General features: G+C 69.1%; 12 protein-coding genes. 9 read left to right on the top strand and 3 right to left on the bottom strand.

What is annotated here, in order from left to right:
• Positions 1-80: 80 nt before the first annotated feature.
• The 6 genes from ACFWN2_RS00195 to ACFWN2_RS00170 all read left to right on the top strand — a co-directional run bounded on the left by ACFWN2_RS00195 (position 81) and on the right by ACFWN2_RS00170 (position 10,119).
• Positions 81-2,651 carry a glycoside hydrolase family 9 protein gene (locus tag ACFWN2_RS00195; RefSeq protein ID WP_382423881.1) on the top strand — a complete coding sequence of 857 codons (2,571 nt, stop codon included), beginning with the start codon at positions 81-83 and terminating at the stop codon, positions 2,649-2,651.
• A gap of 394 nt (positions 2,652-3,045) precedes the next feature.
• On the top strand, positions 3,046-4,131 hold the full coding sequence (gene chvE, locus ACFWN2_RS00190; RefSeq protein WP_382423880.1) for a multiple monosaccharide ABC transporter substrate-binding protein: 1,086 nt from the start codon (positions 3,046-3,048) through the stop codon (positions 4,129-4,131).
• Between the two features lie 5 nt (positions 4,132-4,136).
• Positions 4,137-5,663 carry a multiple monosaccharide ABC transporter ATP-binding protein gene (gene mmsA, locus ACFWN2_RS00185; RefSeq protein WP_382423879.1) on the top strand — a complete coding sequence of 509 codons (1,527 nt, stop codon included), beginning with the start codon at positions 4,137-4,139 and terminating at the stop codon, positions 5,661-5,663.
• Entirely contained in the window at positions 5,660-6,874 is a 1,215-nt protein-coding gene (gene mmsB / locus ACFWN2_RS00180; RefSeq protein WP_382423878.1) for a multiple monosaccharide ABC transporter permease, read from the top strand. The genes mmsA and mmsB overlap by 4 nt, the downstream gene beginning before the upstream one ends.
• 19 nt (positions 6,875-6,893) lie before the next feature.
• Complete coding sequence (locus ACFWN2_RS00175) at positions 6,894-8,837, top strand: immunoglobulin-like domain-containing protein (RefSeq protein WP_382423877.1); 1,944 nt, start codon at positions 6,894-6,896, stop codon at positions 8,835-8,837.
• Between the two features lie 196 nt (positions 8,838-9,033).
• Positions 9,034-10,119 (top strand): aldose epimerase family protein, encoded by a 1,086-nt coding sequence (locus ACFWN2_RS00170; RefSeq protein WP_382423876.1) that lies wholly within the window; start codon positions 9,034-9,036, stop codon positions 10,117-10,119.
• Between the two features lies 1 nt (position 10,120).
• Here the strand turns inward: ACFWN2_RS00170 and ACFWN2_RS00165 are convergent, their stop codons facing one another.
• Both ACFWN2_RS00165 and ACFWN2_RS00160 read right to left on the bottom strand, forming a co-directional pair.
• Positions 10,121-10,453, bottom strand: a complete 333-nt coding sequence (locus ACFWN2_RS00165; RefSeq protein ID WP_382423875.1) for a hypothetical protein — start codon at positions 10,451-10,453, stop codon at positions 10,121-10,123.
• A 52-nt stretch (positions 10,454-10,505) separates the two neighbouring features.
• On the bottom strand, positions 10,506-10,916 hold the full coding sequence (locus tag ACFWN2_RS00160; protein ID WP_382423874.1) for an NUDIX domain-containing protein: 411 nt from the start codon (positions 10,914-10,916) through the stop codon (positions 10,506-10,508).
• A 148-nt stretch (positions 10,917-11,064) separates the two neighbouring features.
• Here ACFWN2_RS00160 and ACFWN2_RS00155 point away from each other — a divergent pair, with 148 nt between their 5' ends.
• Together ACFWN2_RS00155 and ACFWN2_RS00150 are read left to right on the top strand one after the other, a co-directional pair.
• Positions 11,065-12,576 (top strand): AMP-binding protein, encoded by a 1,512-nt coding sequence (locus ACFWN2_RS00155; RefSeq protein WP_382423873.1) that lies wholly within the window; start codon positions 11,065-11,067, stop codon positions 12,574-12,576.
• Positions 12,577-12,583: 7 nt separating this feature from the next.
• The gene (locus ACFWN2_RS00150) at positions 12,584-12,814 is read left to right on the top strand and encodes a sigma factor-like helix-turn-helix DNA-binding protein (RefSeq protein ID WP_382423872.1); all 231 of its coding nucleotides are present in this window, start codon (positions 12,584-12,586) and stop codon (positions 12,812-12,814) included.
• Positions 12,815-12,949: 135 nt separating this feature from the next.
• On the opposite strand, the gene ACFWN2_RS00145 is transcribed toward ACFWN2_RS00150, so the two are convergent.
• Complete coding sequence (locus ACFWN2_RS00145) at positions 12,950-14,278, bottom strand: glycoside hydrolase family 6 protein (RefSeq protein WP_382423871.1); 1,329 nt, start codon at positions 14,276-14,278, stop codon at positions 12,950-12,952.
• 477 nt (positions 14,279-14,755) lie between these two features.
• Between ACFWN2_RS00145 and ACFWN2_RS00140 the strand changes: the two genes are divergently transcribed.
• Entirely contained in the window at positions 14,756-16,123 is a 1,368-nt protein-coding gene (locus tag ACFWN2_RS00140) for an endo-1,4-beta-xylanase (protein ID WP_382423870.1), read from the top strand.
• Positions 16,124-16,216 lie beyond the last annotated feature (93 nt).

Raw genomic sequence — 16,216 nt, 5'->3', positions numbered from 1 at the left:
TGCCGCACTCGCCCTACGGTGCGTTCTGGGAGCGCTCCCAGAACGCAGCACCGTCGACGAGGACGGAGAACCTCAGTCCCATGAGATTCCAACCCCCACGCCTGCTCGCCGCGACCCTGCTCGCGACGCTGACGGCGGCCTCACTCCACGCCTCCGCCGCGGCTGCGGACTACGAACGCGTGCTCAACGGAACGTTCGAGAGCGGGTCGGCCGATCCCTGGTGGAGCGGAGCCGGCGTCACCAACCGGGTCACCGGCGGCGAACTGTGCGCGGCGGTCACCGGCGGCACGACGAACCCCTGGGACGCGCTGATCGGCCAGAACGGGGTGCCGTTCGAGACCGGCCAGTCCTACACGTTCTCGTTCGACGCCCGCGCCACGACCGCGCAGCCCGTGACGGCCGCAGCGGGCGAGAGCGTCAGCCCCTACCGCGGCATCGCGAGCCAGCAGTTCGCGCTCTCACCGGAGAAGCAACGCTTCTCGTTCACCTTCACGTCCACATTGGACTTCCCGGACGCGGGCAACGGGCAGGTCGCGTTCCAGCTGGGCGGCCAGCCGTCCGACAACACGATCTGCGTGGACAACGTCTCACTGGTCGGCGGCGTGAAGCCTCCCGGCGGCGTGAACCCCAACCCCGCCAAGAAGGTCCAGGTCGACCTGGTCGCCTACGTGCCGGGCCTGCCCAAGCGCGCGACGCTCGTGTCCACGGCGACGACCGCGCAGACGTGGACCCTGAAGAACTCCGCGGGTGCGGCCGTGGCGTCCGGCCAGAGCACGCCGAAGGGCCTGGACGCCACGTCCGGCGACTCGGTGCACCTGATCGACTTCTCGTCGTTCGACACGCCCGGCACCGGCTACACGCTGGTCGTCGGCGAGGACAGCAGCTTCCCGTTCGACATCTCCGCGGACCCGGTGAAGCGGCTGCGCTACGACTCGCTCGCGTTCTTCTACCACCAGCGCAGCGGCACGCCGATCGAGGCGCAGTACGTCGGCGACGAGTACGCGCGTCCCGCCGGCCACCTGAACGTCGCGCCCAACCAGGGCGACAACAACGTTCCGTGCCGCGCCGACCTCGCGTGCGGCTACACGCTCGACGTGCGCGGCGGCTGGTACGACGCGGGCGACCACGGCAAGTACGTGGTCAACGGCGGCATCGCCACCTGGCAGCTGCTCAACGCCTACGAGCGCGCCTCCCGCATCGGCGACGCCACCGCGTACCGCGACGGCTCGCTGAACATCCCGGAGAAGGCCAACGGCGTGCCGGACCTCCTCGACGAGGCGCGCTGGGAGGTCGACTTCCTGCTGAAGATGCAGGCGCCCGACGGCATGGCGCACCACAAGATCCACGACGCGAACTGGACCGCGCTGCCCACCCGTCCCGAACTGGACGACCAGCCGCGCCGCCTGTCCGCGACCAGCACGGCCGCGACGCTGAACCTGGCCGCGGTCGCCGCGCAGGCGTCCCGGCTGTGGAAGAGCATCGACCCCGCGTACTCCGCGACTCTGCTGACCGCGGCCCGCAAGGCCTACGCGGCGGCGAAGGCGAACCCCGCCAAGCTCGCCGACCCGAACGACGGCACCGGCGGCGGCGCGTACAGCGACGACACCGTGACCGACGAGTTCTACTGGGCCGCCTCGGAGCTGTACGCGACCACGGGCGACGGCGCCTACCGCACCGACGTGACCGGTTCCTCGCACTACAAGGCGGCGAGCCTGAACCGCGGCGGCTTCCACTGGGGCGGAACGGCTCCGCTGGGCGACATCACCCTCGCCCTGGCGCCCAACGGCCTGCCCGCGTCCGACGTGTCCGCGATCAGGTCGGCGTTCGCCTCGGTCGCGGACCAGCACCTGACCGCGATGGCGGGCATGGGCTACGCCGCGCCGTACGACAACAGCACCGCCGGGTACGTCTGGGGCTCGAACTCCACGGTCTTGAACAACGCCCAGGTGCTGGCGCTCGCCTTCGACTTCACCGGCACCGCGAAGTACCGCGAGGGCGTGTTCGAGGCGCTGCACTACGTCCTCGGCCGCAACCCGCTCAGCACGTCGTACGTGGCGGGCTACGGCGACCAGGCGATGGTGAACGCTCACCACCGCTTCTGGGCGCACCAGAACGACCCGTCCCTGCCGATCGCGCCGCCCGGATCGTTGTCCGGCGGCCCGAACAGCGCGTTGCAGGACCCGGTGGCCCAGCGGCTGCTGGCGGGGTGCCCGCAGCAGAAGTGCTGGGTGGACGACATCGGCGCCTACTCGGTGAACGAGGTCGCGATCAACTGGAACTCCGCCCTCGCCTGGGTGTCGGGCTGGGCCGCCGAGAAGTCCGGCACGACGGTGGCGAGGCCGGAGTGCGAGGTGAGCTTCAGCGCCGGCCGCTGGAACGACGGCCTCACCGCGCAGGTGAAGATCACGAACACCGGCAAGGCCGCGTGGACGTCGTGGAAGCTCGGGTTCGCGCTCCCCGGGACGCAGCGGGTCACCTCCGGCTGGTCCGCGACCTGGAGCCAGACCGGGCGGGACGTGACGGCGGCCAGTCTCTCGTGGAACGGGGAGGTGAAGCCCGGGAAGTCCGTCCAGATCGGATTCAACGGGTCCGGTTCCGGGGCCGATCCGAGCGTCTTCACCGTCAACGGGAAGACCTGCCGGACCGTCTGACCCGGCACCAGGGATGTGCGCCCGCTGTCACCTCGGTGGCGGCGGGCGCACGGCGTTCCGGGGAACCCCTGCCGCACTCCGACTCGGACAGATCGCACCCTCAGCCACTGCAGCGGCAGCAACCCACCTCGCTCCAACTCGGACGGGCCGCACCCTCAGTCACTCCGGCACCACCTGCCGAGCAATGCCCGCTACGCCCACCGGCTCATCACTGCCGCCCGAACAGCCCCCGCGAGACCTCCTGGCGACCTCCCTCACCGCACCCCGATCACCCCCTGTGAGCGCTAACAGGCGTCACCTGGCGTTATCCAGATGGAACTTGACGGACATGTTGTTAGCGATAACACTCGCCGCCTACAGCACTGTTGCCTGTCGGTGCCATCGAGGAGAAGCAATGAGGCTTGCCCGGATCGCGGCCACCACCGCGCTGGCCGTCACTCTCGCCGCCTGCGGTTCGGCGCAGAAGACGACCGAACAGCAGAGCGGGTCCAGCGAAGGCGCGCTGGTGGGTGTCACCATGCCCACGCGGTCGTCGGAACGCTGGATCCACGACGGGGACAACATCAAGAAAGCCCTGGAGGGCAAGGGGTACAAGGTCGATCTCCAGTACGCGGAGAACGACATCCCCACCCAGGCCAACCAGATCGAGAACCAGATCACCAAGGGCGCCAAGCTCCTGATCGTCGCCTCGATCGACGGCACCGCGATCACGTCGCAGCTGCAGCAGGCCGCCGACTCGAAGATCCCGGTGATCGCCTACGACCGCCTGATCCGCAAGAGCCCGAACGTCGACTACTACGCGACGTTCGACAACTTCAAGGTCGGCGTGGAGCAGGCGAACTCTCTCGTCGCGGGTCTCAAGACCAAGGGCGAGGGGCCGTTCAACATCGAGCTGTTCGCGGGCTCGCCGGACGACAACAACGCCACGTTCTTCTTCAACGGCGCGATGTCCGTGCTCCAGCCGCTCATCGACCAGGGCAAGTTCAGCGTCAAGTCGGGCCAGAAGGACTTCAAGACCGTCGCGATCCTGCGCTGGGACCCGGCGACCGCGCAGAAGCGCATGGAGGACCTGCTCACCTCGACCTACGGCGGCGCCAAGGTCGACGGCGTGCTGTCGCCCTACGACGGCATCTCGATCGGCATCCTCTCCGCGCTCAAGAGCGGCGGCTACGGCACGGCCGGCCAGGCCTACCCGATCGTCACCGGTCAGGACGCCGAGGTCGCCTCGGTGAAGTCGATCATCGCCGGTGAGCAGTACTCCACCATCCACAAGGACACCCGCCTGCTCGCGGACGTCACGGTGAAGATGGCCGACGCGGTCCTCAAGGGCGAGAAGCCCGAGGTCAACAACACCAAGGACTACGACAACGGCAACAAGGTCGTGCCGTCGTTCCTGCTGCAGCCCGTCCCCGTGGACAAGGCGAACTACCAGAAGGAACTGATCGACTCCGGCTACTACACCGCCGACCAGCTCAGGTAGGTCCGGTGTCCGACGAAATCCTGGTGATGCGCGGCATCACCAAGAGGTTCGCGGGGGTCACCGCGCTGCACGAGGTCTCGTTGACCGTGCGGCGCGGTGAGATCCACGCGATCTGCGGTGAGAACGGCGCGGGCAAGTCCACGCTGATGAAGGTGCTGTCCGGGGTGCACCCGCACGGCACGTACGAGGGCGACATCCTCTTCGAGGGCGAGCCGTGCTCGTTCAACGGCGTTCGTGACAGCGAGCGCCGCGGCATCGTGATCATCCACCAGGAGCTGGCGCTGTGCGGTCAGCTCTCCGTGGCGGAGAACCTGTTCCTGGGCAACGAGAGGGCGCGGCGCGGGTTCATCGACTGGAACCGCACCAACCACGAGGCGCAGGCGCTGCTCGACCGCGTCGGCCTGCGGGAGAACCCGACGACGCCGGTCAACGACCTCGGTGTCGGCAAGCAGCAGCTCGTCGAGATCGCCAAGGCGCTGTCCAAGGAGGTCAGCCTCCTCATCCTGGACGAGCCGACGGCCGCGCTGAACGACGACGACTCGCAGCACCTGCTCGACCTGCTCGACGGGCTGCGGTCGCAGGGCATCACCTGCGTGATCATCTCCCACAAGCTGGGCGAGGTCACCAGGATCGCGGACACGGTCACCGTGCTGCGTGACGGCAGGACGATCGAGACGTTGCCCGCCAAGGGACTCAGCGAGGAACGCATCATCGCCGGCATGGTCGGCCGCGACCTCGAACACCGGTTCCCGCCGCGGACGCCGGACGTCGGCGAGGAGATCCTGCGCATCGAGGACTGGACCGTACACAGCCCCGCCCAGCCGGACCGCAGGGTCGTCGACAACGCCACGCTCACGTTGCGGCGCGGGGAGATCGTCGGTCTCGCGGGCCTGATGGGCGCCGGCCGCACCGAGCTCGCGATGAGCGTGTTCGGCCGGTCGTACGGCGTCGGCATCTCCGGACGCGTCGTCAAGGACGGCCGCGAGATCGACACGCGCACCGTGCGCGGAGCCATCGACCACGGCATCGCGTACGTCAGCGAGGACCGCAAGCGCTACGGGCTCAACCTGATCGACGGCGTGCAGCGCAACGTCTCCGCAGCGGCGCTGGACAAGCTCTCCAGCCGCGGGTGGGTGAACGAGAACGAGGAGTACACGGTCGCGGAACGGTTCCGCGGCTCGATGGGCATCAGGACGGCCTCCGTGTCGACGCCGACCGGCACGCTGTCGGGCGGCAACCAGCAGAAGGTCGTGCTGGCGAAGTGGATGTTCACCGACCCGGACGTGCTGATCCTCGACGAACCGACGCGCGGCATCGACGTCGGCGCCAAGTACGAGATCTACTCGATCATCAACGACCTCGCCGCCCAGGGCCGCGCGGTGCTGGTGATCTCCTCGGAGCTGCCGGAGCTCCTCGGCCTGTGCGACCGCGTGTACGCGCTGTCGGAGGGCCGCATCACCGGCGAGGTGAGCCGTGAAGAGGCCACGCAGGAACGGCTGATGCAATACATGACGCGAGGACAGAGCTCATGACCACGAAGATCGCGCCCTCACCTGCCGCCGCTCCCCCGTCGCAGCCGCGGCGGTTCTCGATCAACCTGCGGCAGTCGGGCATCTACGTCGCGTTCGCGCTGATCGTCGTGCTGTTCACGGTGCTGACGGACGGCGCGTTGCTGCAGCCGCAGAACATCTCGAACATCATCGTGCAGAACTCGTACGTGCTGATCCTCGCGATCGGCATGATCCTGGTGATCATCGGCGGGCACATCGACCTGTCGGTGGGCTCGACCGTGGCGCTGACGGGTGCGATCTGCGCGGTGCTGACCGTCCAATGGGGACTGCCGTGGCCGGTGGCCGTGCTGCTGACGTTGTTGTCCGGCGCGGTGATCGGCGCGGCGCAGGGCTACTGGATCGCGTACTTCGGCATCCCCGCGTTCATCGTCACGCTGGCGGGCATGCTGGTGTTCCGCGCGCTCACGCTGACCACGCTCGGCAACCAGGGCATCGGGCCGTTCCCCGACGAGATCCGGTCGCTGTCGAACGGGTTCACGGGCGGCTACCTCGGCAACATCGGCCTCGGGCCGCTGGGCGGCGCCGACCTGGTGAGCCTGCTCGCCGGTCTCGCGTGCGTCGCGGGCTTCGCGTTGTCGCAGTGGCGCAAGCGGTCCGCGCGGCTCGGCTACGGCCAGACCGTCGACCCGATGCCGGTGTTCGCGCTCAAGATCGCGGGCGTGGCGGTCGTCGTGATGGCGGTCGTCGTCCAGCTCGCCCGGTTCCGCAACCTGCCGTGGGTGCTGGTGCTCCTCGCCGCGCTCGCGCTGGGCTACTCGCTGATGGCGAACAACTCCGTGTTCGGGCGGCACATCTACTCGATCGGCGGCAACCTGCAGGCCGCCACGCTGTCCGGCGTGAAGGTCAAGGCCGTCACGTTCTGGGTGTTCGTCAACATGGGCGCGCTCGCCGGGCTCGCCGGCGTGATCTTCGCAGGGCGGCTCAACCAGGCCGGTCCGACCGCGGGCATGTCCTTCGAGCTCGACGCCATCGCGGCCGCGTTCATCGGCGGCGCTGCGGTGCAGGGCGGTGTCGGCAAGGTCGTCGGCGCGATCACCGGCGGCCTGATCATGGGCGTGATCAACAACGGCATGTCGCTGATCGGCGCGCCCAGCGAACGCGTGATGCTCGTGAAGGGTCTCGTCCTGCTCGTGGCCGTCGCCTACGACGTGTGGACCAAGCGACGCGCCTGACCTCTCCCGGAAGGCGACCATGGCATCCCTGCGCCACCTCAGCCTCGTCGTGGTCGTTACGGCCGCGCTGCTCCCCGGCGTACCGGCCGCCGCCGAACCGCTCGTGCGGTCGGCGGCGGCCGCCGTGGAGGTGCCGAACATCGGCGACGTCCGCGGCCACCTCACGCTTCCGGCCACCGGCGCCCACGGCACGACCATCACGTGGAGGTCGTCCAACACCAGGGTGATCACCACGACCGGCGAGGTGAACCGTCCTCGCTCCGGTGCCAGACCGGTGAAGGTCGTGCTGACGGCGAAGGTCAGCCGCGGCCGGCACAGCGCCACGCGCGCGCTGATCGCCACCGTGGTCCCGTTGCCCGTCGCGGAACCGTTGGAGGGCTACGGCTTCTTCTACTTCACCGGCGAGAGCAGCCCGATCGGCGAGCAGATCTACGCCGCCGCCAGCAACGGCAACAATCCCCTCGACTTCTCCGAGGTCAACAACGGCAGGCCGATCCTGAGGTCCGGTCTCGGCGAACTCGGCGTGCGCGACCCGTTCGTCCTGCGCTCCCCCGACGGCGACAGGTTCTACCTGCTGGCAACGGATCTGAAGATCAACGGAGGCCGCGGCTGGGACGCGGCGCAACGCACCGGCAGCCGGTCGATCATGGTGTGGGAGTCGACGGACCTGCGGACCTGGTCACGTCAGCGCGGTGTCCAGGTCTCCCCGCCGACCGCGGGCAACACCTGGGCGCCCGAGGCGTTCTGGGACGCCCGGCGCGGCACCTACGTCGTCTACTGGGCCTCGAAGCTCTACGCGGAGAGCGATCCCGGCCACACCGGCACCAGCTACAACCGGATGATGTACGCGACCACGCGCGACTTCGTGACGTTCAGCCCGGCGAAGGTGTGGATCGACCCCGGCTACTCGGTGATCGACTCCACGGTGATCGAGCACGACGGCACGTACTACCGCTACACCAAGGACGAGCGGAACAACTCGTCGTCCTCGCCGTGCAGCAAGTACATCACCGCAGAGAAGTCGGCCGACCTGCTCGCTCCCGCCTACGACTTCGTCGCCGAGTGCATCGGCAAGGCCACCCCGACGAGCCCCGGCCTGAGCGCCGGAGAGGGCCCGACCGGGTTCAAGTCCAACACCGAGGACAGGTGGTACCTGTTCATCGACGAGTACGGCGGACGTGGTTATGTGCCGTTCGAGACGACCGATCTGGCGTCCGGGAGGTGGACCATGTCGACCGGCGCCCGCCTGCCCGCCTCTCCCCGGCACGGCACCGTGCTGCCGGTGACGCGGGCGGAGCTGAACCGCCTCACCGCTCCCCCGTCACCGGTCCGGGCGGACGCGCGCGGCCTGGTGGCGCACTGGCCGCTCAACGGGTCCGCCACCGACGTCACCGGGCACGGCTACGACGGCGTGCTCGCCGGCAACGCCACGTGGTCCGAAGGTTCCCTGCTGCTCAGGGGCGGGCACGTCCAGCTGCCGAACAACCTGCTGACCGGCGCCGCGGCGGCCACGATCTCCGCCGACGTGCTGGTCGACCCAGCCCAGCAGACTCCGTACTTCCTCTACGGCTTCGGCAACACGGCGGCGAACGGCGTCGGCGACGGCTACCTGTTCAGCACCGGCGACACCTATCGCGGCGCGATCGCCACCGGCAACTGGGCGACCGAGCAGGGCGTGAACTCCGGACTCGCCCTGCCGCGCGGCGTCTGGAAGACGGTGACGCTGACCGTCGGCGACGGCGTGGAAGCGCTCTACCTGGACGGTGTCGAGGTGGCGCGCACCACAGGCGTCACGACCAGGCCGTCCGACATCGGCGGCGGGATCACGACGGCCAACCACCTCGGCCGGTCGGTCTACGCGGCCGACAAGCCGTTGCTCGGCAGGATGAAGAACGTCCGCCTGTACGACCGGGCGCTGTCCGGCGCCGAGGTGGCCGCGCTCCCCCGCGCGACGTCACCTTGATCCGGTCATTCGCACACGATTGACTCGAAGCGCGGGCGTTCGCCATCCCGGATGGGGATGGCACTGACCGGGAGACCACGATAGACAGGACGAGGTTCGATCAGGACGGCTCAGCCGTCCCTGCCGGACCGCCCTGGAAAGCAGGGCAACACAACGGATCCGGCCGCGGCCTGGTCAACTGATCACGAGGAGTTCGATGTCGCAGCGGGAACCCGCGCTCCACCGGGAGCTGTTCGGCCACATCGGTGACACCGCCGTCCACCGGTACGTCCTGACGTGGCCCGGCGGGCTCACCGCGCGGGTGCTGGACTACGGCGGCGTCCTGCAGTCGCTGGAGGCGCCGGACCGCGACGGCGTCCCCGCCAACGTGGTGCTCGGCTTCCCCTCGCTCGACGACTACGTCAAGAACAGCGAGCCCGGCGCGAACAGGGTGTTCTTCGGAGCCACGGTCGGCCGCTACGCCAACCGGATCGCCCGCGGCGCGTTCACCCTCGACGACGTCGGGTACCGGCTTCCGGTCAACGACGGCCCGAACAGCCTGCACGGCGGGCCGGAGGGGTTCGACACGCGGGTATGGTCCGCGACGGAACTGCGCGAACCGGACAGCGTGGGCGTGCGGCTCGACCTGGTGAGCCCGGACGGCGACGGCGGCTTCCCCGGCGCGGTGGCGGCGCAGGTGACGTACCGGCTCGACCGGCACAACCGCCTGACGATCACCTACCGCGCGACCGCGGACGCGCCCACCGTCCTCAACATGACCAACCACAGCTACTGGAACCTGGCCGGGGAGGGCAGCGGCGACGTGCACGGCCACACGCTGATGCTCAACGCGGGCCGGTTCTGCCCGGTCGACGACACGCTCATCCCGGTGGGAGATCCCGTTCCCGTGGACGCGAGCCCGTTCGACTTCCGGCTGCCGACCGCCATCGGCGCCCGCATCGGCGCGTCCCACCCGCAGCTCGGCATCGCGGGCGGCTACGACCACAACTGGGTGCTGGACTCGTCCGGGGCGTCGTTCGCCGCGCAGGCCTGCGACCCGGCGTCCGGCCGTCTGCTGACGATGTGGACCACCGAGCCGGGCCTGCAGTTCTACTCGGGCAACTTCCTCACCGACGAGCTGGTCGGCACCGGTGGGCGCGCGTACGGGCCCGGTGCCGGTTTCGCCCTGGAGGCGCAGCACTTCCCGGACTCGCCGAACCGCCCCGACTTCCCCAGCACGGTGCTGCGCCCCGGCGAGGTCTACCACCAGGAGACGGTGTTCCAACTGTCCACTGCGGACTGAATCACGCCGCGTGCGCGCACGTGGGGCAACTGCACTCCGCACACGTGCAGTTGGCGCACGAGTCGTTGCAGCCGTCGCACGCGCACATGGCGTGGTTGCAGGTCGGGCAGTCGCATTCCGAGCAGTCGCACTGCGCGCAGGAGTCCGCGCAGTGCGCGCATCGGCACTTGTCGCACTCGTCGTAGTGCACGCCGCGGTCCGTCACGTGTTCGCGGTGCAGGTGGCCGTCGTGCAGGTAGTCGACGTGGTCGCGGTGCACGATCGCGTCGTGGCCGCAGCCGGGTCCGTGGGTGTGGCGGTGCAGTTCGGCGGGAGCGTGCTCGACTGTCGTCATAGGACAGATGCTCATATGCGCAGACGACCATGACAAACCGGCGGGCTGATGATCATCCACCTGGGTGATGGCCCGCGCGTGCGAAGAACTCGGCGAGGATCACGTTGTCCTCGTAGCCGAGCTCGTGCGCCTCGACCTCCTCGCGCGTGAACCACCTCAGTCGCTGGCCCTCGGTGAGCACCACCTCGTCGAGGTCGAGGTCCGCCTCGGCCCAGAAGGTGTGCTCCACTCCGTAGAACCGCTGCTCGGAGGCCAGGTGGTGGACGTCGCCCGCCGCGAGGACGACGCCCATCTCCTCCTCGATCTCCCGCCGGACGCACTCGTGCGGGGTCTCGCCCTCCTCCAGATAACCGCCGGGCAGGCACCAGGTGTTCGGAAACCTGATCTCGGGCTTGTCGTCGCGCAGGTACAGCAGCACCTGGCCCGCGGGGTTGACCATCACGATGTTCGTGCCCTCGTCCACTTCCGATTCCCGTCGTTTGGGGCAATACCGCGCAAGTCGCTGCGGCACAACGACTTTATCGATTCGACTGGCGAATCGACAGGTTGTCACCACGCATGGTCTGTCTCGTTCAAGATGGGGAGAACACCACTCGTGGGGAGGTCCTGTCGTGACAGCCGAGTTCCTGGAAACCGCCTTGAGGCAGCTGACCACCACCGACCGCGCGCTGTTCCGGGCGTTCGGCGCCGGGCCGATCCGCACACCGCCGTCCGACCACGTCCACCACGCCTTCGAGGCGCACGCCGCTCGGCGTCCTCGCGCGACAGCGGTGGAGCACCTCGGCGAGTCGATCACCTACGCCGAACTGGACACCAGGGCAGGGCTGCTGGCCGAACTGCTGGTCCGCGCCGGTGTGCGGCCGGGTGACCACGTGGGACTGTTCCTCACGCGGTCGATCTCGATGGTCGTGGGCGTTCTCGCCGTGCTCAAGGCCGGGGCGTCCTACGTGCCGCAGGACGTGAGCACCACGCCGGAGGCGCAGCTGCGGCACGTGGTCCGCACCGCGCGCATCAACGTCGTGCTCACCACGAGCGCGGACGTGCTGCCCGAGCACCTCGCCACCGTCATCACCATCGACGCCCTGCCCGGTGCGGGCGGCTTCTGCCGGACCATCACCGCCGAGTCGGACGTCGCCGCCGTCGTCTTCGCCGGCACCACCGGTGTGCGCGTCACGCACGCCGGCCTGTGCAACCTCGTGCTCACCGCTCCCGGATCACTCGGCGTCACGCCGGGGACGAGGGTGGCCCAGCTGCTGGACATCGGGTCCGACCTCGCGATGTGGGAGGTGCTCGGCACGCTCGCCAACGGCGGCACCCTGGTGCTGCGCGGCGAGGACGCCGAACGGGCGGCGAGCACCGCGGACGTCCTGATCACCACACCCGGACTGCTGGCCTCCCTGTCCCCTGAAGCGTGTCACCGGGTGCGCACGGTCGTGGTCGCCGGTGAACGGTGCCCGCAGGCGCTGGCGGACACGTGGTCCCGCCGGGCGGCCTTCCACCACGCCTGGGGACCCACCGAGGCGACCGTCGTCAGCACCGTGCAGCGCTACGAGCCGGGCACCGGACCGCTCACCGCCGGACGGCCCGTCCCGAACACGACCGCGTACGTGCTCGACGACGACCTGCGGCCACGTCCCGTCGGCGAGATCGGCGAGGTGTGGGTGGGCGGCGCGGGCGTGACCGCCGGGTACGCGGGCGATCTCGACCTGACAGCGGAGCGCTACCTCCCCGACCCGTTCCTCGGCCGCGGGGTGATGTTCCGGACGCGCGACCTCGGCAGGTGGACGGCCGACGGTCAGCTGGAGCACCGCGGCAGGGCCGGCGACCGGGTCGAGGTGCTCGGGCACCGGTTCGAGCTGCTCACCGTCACCGCCGCGCTGGAGCGCGCCTGCGAGAGGGCCGCGACCGTGGTGCACGACGGGAGACTCGTCGGGTTCATCAGCCCCCGCACCGCGGCACCGGAGCTGGCCAGGCGCGCGGTCTCCCAACGGCTGCCGCACTACTGCGTGCCCACGCTGATCGTCCCGCTCGACGCGCTGCCCACCACCGCGCGCGGAAAGGTGGACCGGCGCGCACTCCTGAACAGCCTCGACGGACGCCGCGCACCGGCCCTGCGCGCTTAGACGTCCTGTGAACGCGCGTAAATCCCGCCCAGCCGGTGCCTCACTCGTCGCCGACGCCCTGTCTGCGCTCGAACCCGAGCACCGGGTGGTGGTCGTGCGGGCCTGCTACCGCGGTGAGTCGGTGGCCGAGGTGTCCGACGCGTTGGGACTGCCTCGGGACACCGTGAAAACGCGGCTGCAGCACGGCTTGCACGCGTTGAGGCTCGCGCTGCAGGAGAACGGCGTCATCGAGCCATAAAAGAGCTCGATGTTATCGCTAACCTTCGGAATCGCTGGATTCCGGAACGCTCTGAGTGAAGCGCATTGTCACTCCCCTGTTAACGCAAACACGCAAAAGGTCCCCGGCCTGATCCAGGCCGGGGACCTCACCGCGTCAGGAACAGGCGACGCCGTTCAGCACCGGCGACGAGAACGGCGGTGTGCCGTTGTAGTTCGCGTTGTAGCCGATGCTGAGCTGGCCACCGGACGCGATCGAGCCGTTCCACGCCGCGTTGGCCACCCGGACCTCGTCGCCCGCGTCGGTCCACGTGCCGTTCCAGCCCTGCGTCACCGAGACTCCCGGAGCGGAGAACGAGAACGTCCACCCGTTGATCGCCGAGCCGCGGTTCACGATCACGACCTCCGCCGAGTAGCCGCCCTGCCACTGGCTCGTCACGCGGTGGGTCGCGGTGCAGCCGCCACCGGGGTTGCCGCCGCCCGACGTGGTCGTGGTCGTGGTGGTCGTCGTCGTGATCGGGCCCGCCGCCATCGCGAGGTCGTAGGCGCGCTGGGGCACGAACTGGCCTGCGGGCGCGATGCAGCCGTCCGACTCGCCCGGCAGCTTGACCCACAGGAACGCCTCGATCTTCGAGTCGCCCGTGTTCGTCGTACTGGGCGTGCCGATCGCGCGTCCGGCCGGGTCGCACCACTCGCTGCCGGCGGGGCCGTTGCCGTTGCGGCTGGTGTCGACCACGGCCTTGAGGCGGCTGTCACCGACGGCGTTGAGCACGTTCTTCGCGAAGTTCACCTCGTCGGAGGTGGACCGGTAGTTGGACACGTTCGTCGAGATGCCGTCGGCGCTGTTGGAGATGTCCGCGCCGCGCAGGCGGTTCGCGGCCTCCGACGGGGTGAGCCACGAGGAGTGGCCGATGTCGAAGTAGACCTTGGCCTGGCCGGAGCCGGACTTCAGCTTCTTGCCCGCGTAGGCCATCGACGCCCTGGTCTGGCTCTGCTGGTCCGCGTTCTGGCAGTTGGTCATCAACGGCAGCACGTCCGGTTCCAGCACGATCGTCGCCGGACGGCCGGCGAGGCCCGCCGCGACCTCGTCGACCCAGGCGCGGTACGCCGCGTGGGACGACGCTCCACCACCACTGGCGCCGCCGCAGTCGCGGTTGGGGATGTTGTAGACAACCAGGATCGGGATCTTCCCCGCGGAGGCCGCCGCTCCCACGAACGAGCTGACCTCCGACCTCACCGTCGAGGTGTTCGTGGTGGTGTACCACCGCGCCTGCGGCACCGACGCGACGCGGTCGCGGATGACCGCCGCCCGCGAGTCACCGGGGTTGGCGGCCACCCACCGCGCGCCCGCGGTCGCCGGGTCGACGTAGAACGCCGACTCGGCCGCACTGACCGTCGCGCCGCCGCCGACGACCAGGGCGGTGACCCCGGCGACGACCGCGCCCGCGAGTGCGCACGCGCCCGTGCCCCGCTTCCACCGTGTCATGGTGTCTCCAGTTCACTCGGTTGCAGTGATTCGGTTCTCGCAGCGTCATTGCTTTCCGAAAGTGACGACCAGCAACGCGAGAGCGCTCTCGCAACAAGGGAGAGGCGAATGCGAGTTTCGGCCAACGTAACCAGGGAACGCTAAATCGTCAACGGCGGAAGCGCTGCCGGCGACATCCCCAAGAAAGTTTCGAAAACGCTTACAGGGAATGCGATCAACGTCGTGACGTGGTAGTTGGGAGCGCTCCCTCAAACCACTAGGCCGATCAGGGCAACCTGCAGTCGAATTCGACGGACACTTCTTGTAACCGCGGACCGGCGGCTGCGACACTCCGGAACGGCAACGGAGGGCGGCGGCGGAACAACTTCCGTCAATTCTCACCGCCCACCGAGATCCGGCAATGGCGCACCGGGTCCGGCCTTCTGCCCTGCCCATCACCCGCCCTGCATTCCGGGTCGACCACGGAAAGTGTGGAAGATGAAACTGACATCGAAGTCAGTGGCCCTGATCCCGATCATCGTGACGGTCGCGACAGCGGTAATCGGCGCCACCCTGATCGCACCTCCCGCCGCGAACGCGGCGACCACTCTCGCCGCCGCGGCCCAGCAGAGCGGCCGTTACTTCGGCACCGCCGTCTCCGCGAACAAGCTGAGCGACTCGACCTACGTGGGGATCCTCAACCGCGAGTTCGACATGGTCACGGCCGAGAACGAGATGAAGATGGACGCGACCGAGCCGAACCAGAACCAGTTCAGCTACACCAACGGCGACCGGATCGTGAACCAGGCCCGCAACCAGGGCAAGCGGGTGCGCGGACACGCGTTGGCGTGGCACTCGCAGCAGCCGGGCTGGATGCAGAACATGTCCGGCACGGCCCTACGCAACGCGATGCTCAACCACGTCACCCAGGTCGCGACGTACTACCGCGGCAAGATCTACGCCTGGGACGTCGTCAACGAGGCCTTCGCCGACGGCAGCAGCGGTGCCCGCCGCGACTCCAACCTCCAGCGCACCGGCAACGACTGGATCGAGGCCGCCTTCCGCGCGGCTCGTGCGGCCGATTCCGGCGCGAAGCTCTGCTACAACGACTACAACACCGACGACTGGTCGCACGCGAAGACCCAGGCGGTGTACCGGATGGTGCAGGACTTCAAGTCCCGCGGCGTCCCGATCGACTGCGTCGGTCTGCAGTCGCACTTCAACAGCAACAGCCCGGTGCCGTCGAACTACCAGACCACGCTGCAGAACTTCGCGAACCTCGGTGTCGACGTGCAGATCACCGAGCTCGACATCGAGGGTTCCGGCAGCACGCAGGCCCAGAACTTCCAGCGGGTCACCCAGGCCTGCCTCGCCGTCACCCGGTGCACCGGCATCACCGTGTGGGGCATCCGCGACACCGACTCGTGGCGCGCGTCAGGCACCCCGTTGCTGTTCGACGGCAGCGGCAACAAGAAGGCCGCCTACAACTCGACGCTGGACGCGCTCAACGCGGGTGGCGGCACCGACCCGACGACGACCACAACCACCACCACGACGACGAGCAACGACCCCGGCACCGGCGGCTGCACGGCGACGGTGTCGTTGAACCAGTGGAACGAGGGCTTCGTCGCCACGATCAAGGTCACCGCGGGTTCGAGGGCGCTGAGCGGCTGGACCGTCACGACCACTCTGTCGAACGGCACGGTCACGGGTGCGTGGAGCGCGACCCGCAGCGGCAACAGCGGAACCGTCAACTGGACCAACGTGGACTACAACGCCAGCGTGCCCGCGGGCGGGTCCACCGAGTTCGGCTTCCAGGGCAGCGGCAACGGATCGGGCCTGAACCCGACCTGCACGGCTCGCTGACGTCCCCCACCACAGGCAGGCCCCGCGGAGCGACGTGACGTCCTCCGCGGGCGCCGGCCTGCCCTCGCGCTCCACACCGGCAAGAGAACGAGG

It is taken from the genome of Lentzea sp. NPDC058436, from assembly GCF_042721515.1.
In the GTDB taxonomy this organism is placed as follows: domain Bacteria; phylum Actinomycetota; class Actinomycetes; order Mycobacteriales; family Pseudonocardiaceae; genus Lentzea.
The sequence above is the reverse complement of the archived record's forward strand: the minus strand, read 5'-3'. Positions and strand labels throughout refer to the sequence as shown.

Coding starts and splice junctions, on each gene's coding strand:
- ACFWN2_RS00195 (WP_382423881.1), top strand. CDS start 81: ATGAGATTCCAACCCCCACGCCTGCTCGCCGCGACCCTGCTCGCGACG.
- chvE (WP_382423880.1), top strand. CDS start 3,046: ATGAGGCTTGCCCGGATCGCGGCCACCACCGCGCTGGCCGTCACTCTC.
- mmsB (WP_382423878.1), top strand. CDS start 5,660: ATGACCACGAAGATCGCGCCCTCACCTGCCGCCGCTCCCCCGTCGCAG.
- ACFWN2_RS00175 (WP_382423877.1), top strand. CDS start 6,894: ATGGCATCCCTGCGCCACCTCAGCCTCGTCGTGGTCGTTACGGCCGCG.
- ACFWN2_RS00170 (WP_382423876.1), top strand. CDS start 9,034: ATGTCGCAGCGGGAACCCGCGCTCCACCGGGAGCTGTTCGGCCACATC.
- ACFWN2_RS00165 (WP_382423875.1), bottom strand. CDS start 10,453: ATGACGACAGTCGAGCACGCTCCCGCCGAACTGCACCGCCACACCCAC.
- ACFWN2_RS00145 (WP_382423871.1), bottom strand. CDS start 14,278: ATGACACGGTGGAAGCGGGGCACGGGCGCGTGCGCACTCGCGGGCGCG.
- ACFWN2_RS00140 (WP_382423870.1), top strand. CDS start 14,756: ATGAAACTGACATCGAAGTCAGTGGCCCTGATCCCGATCATCGTGACG.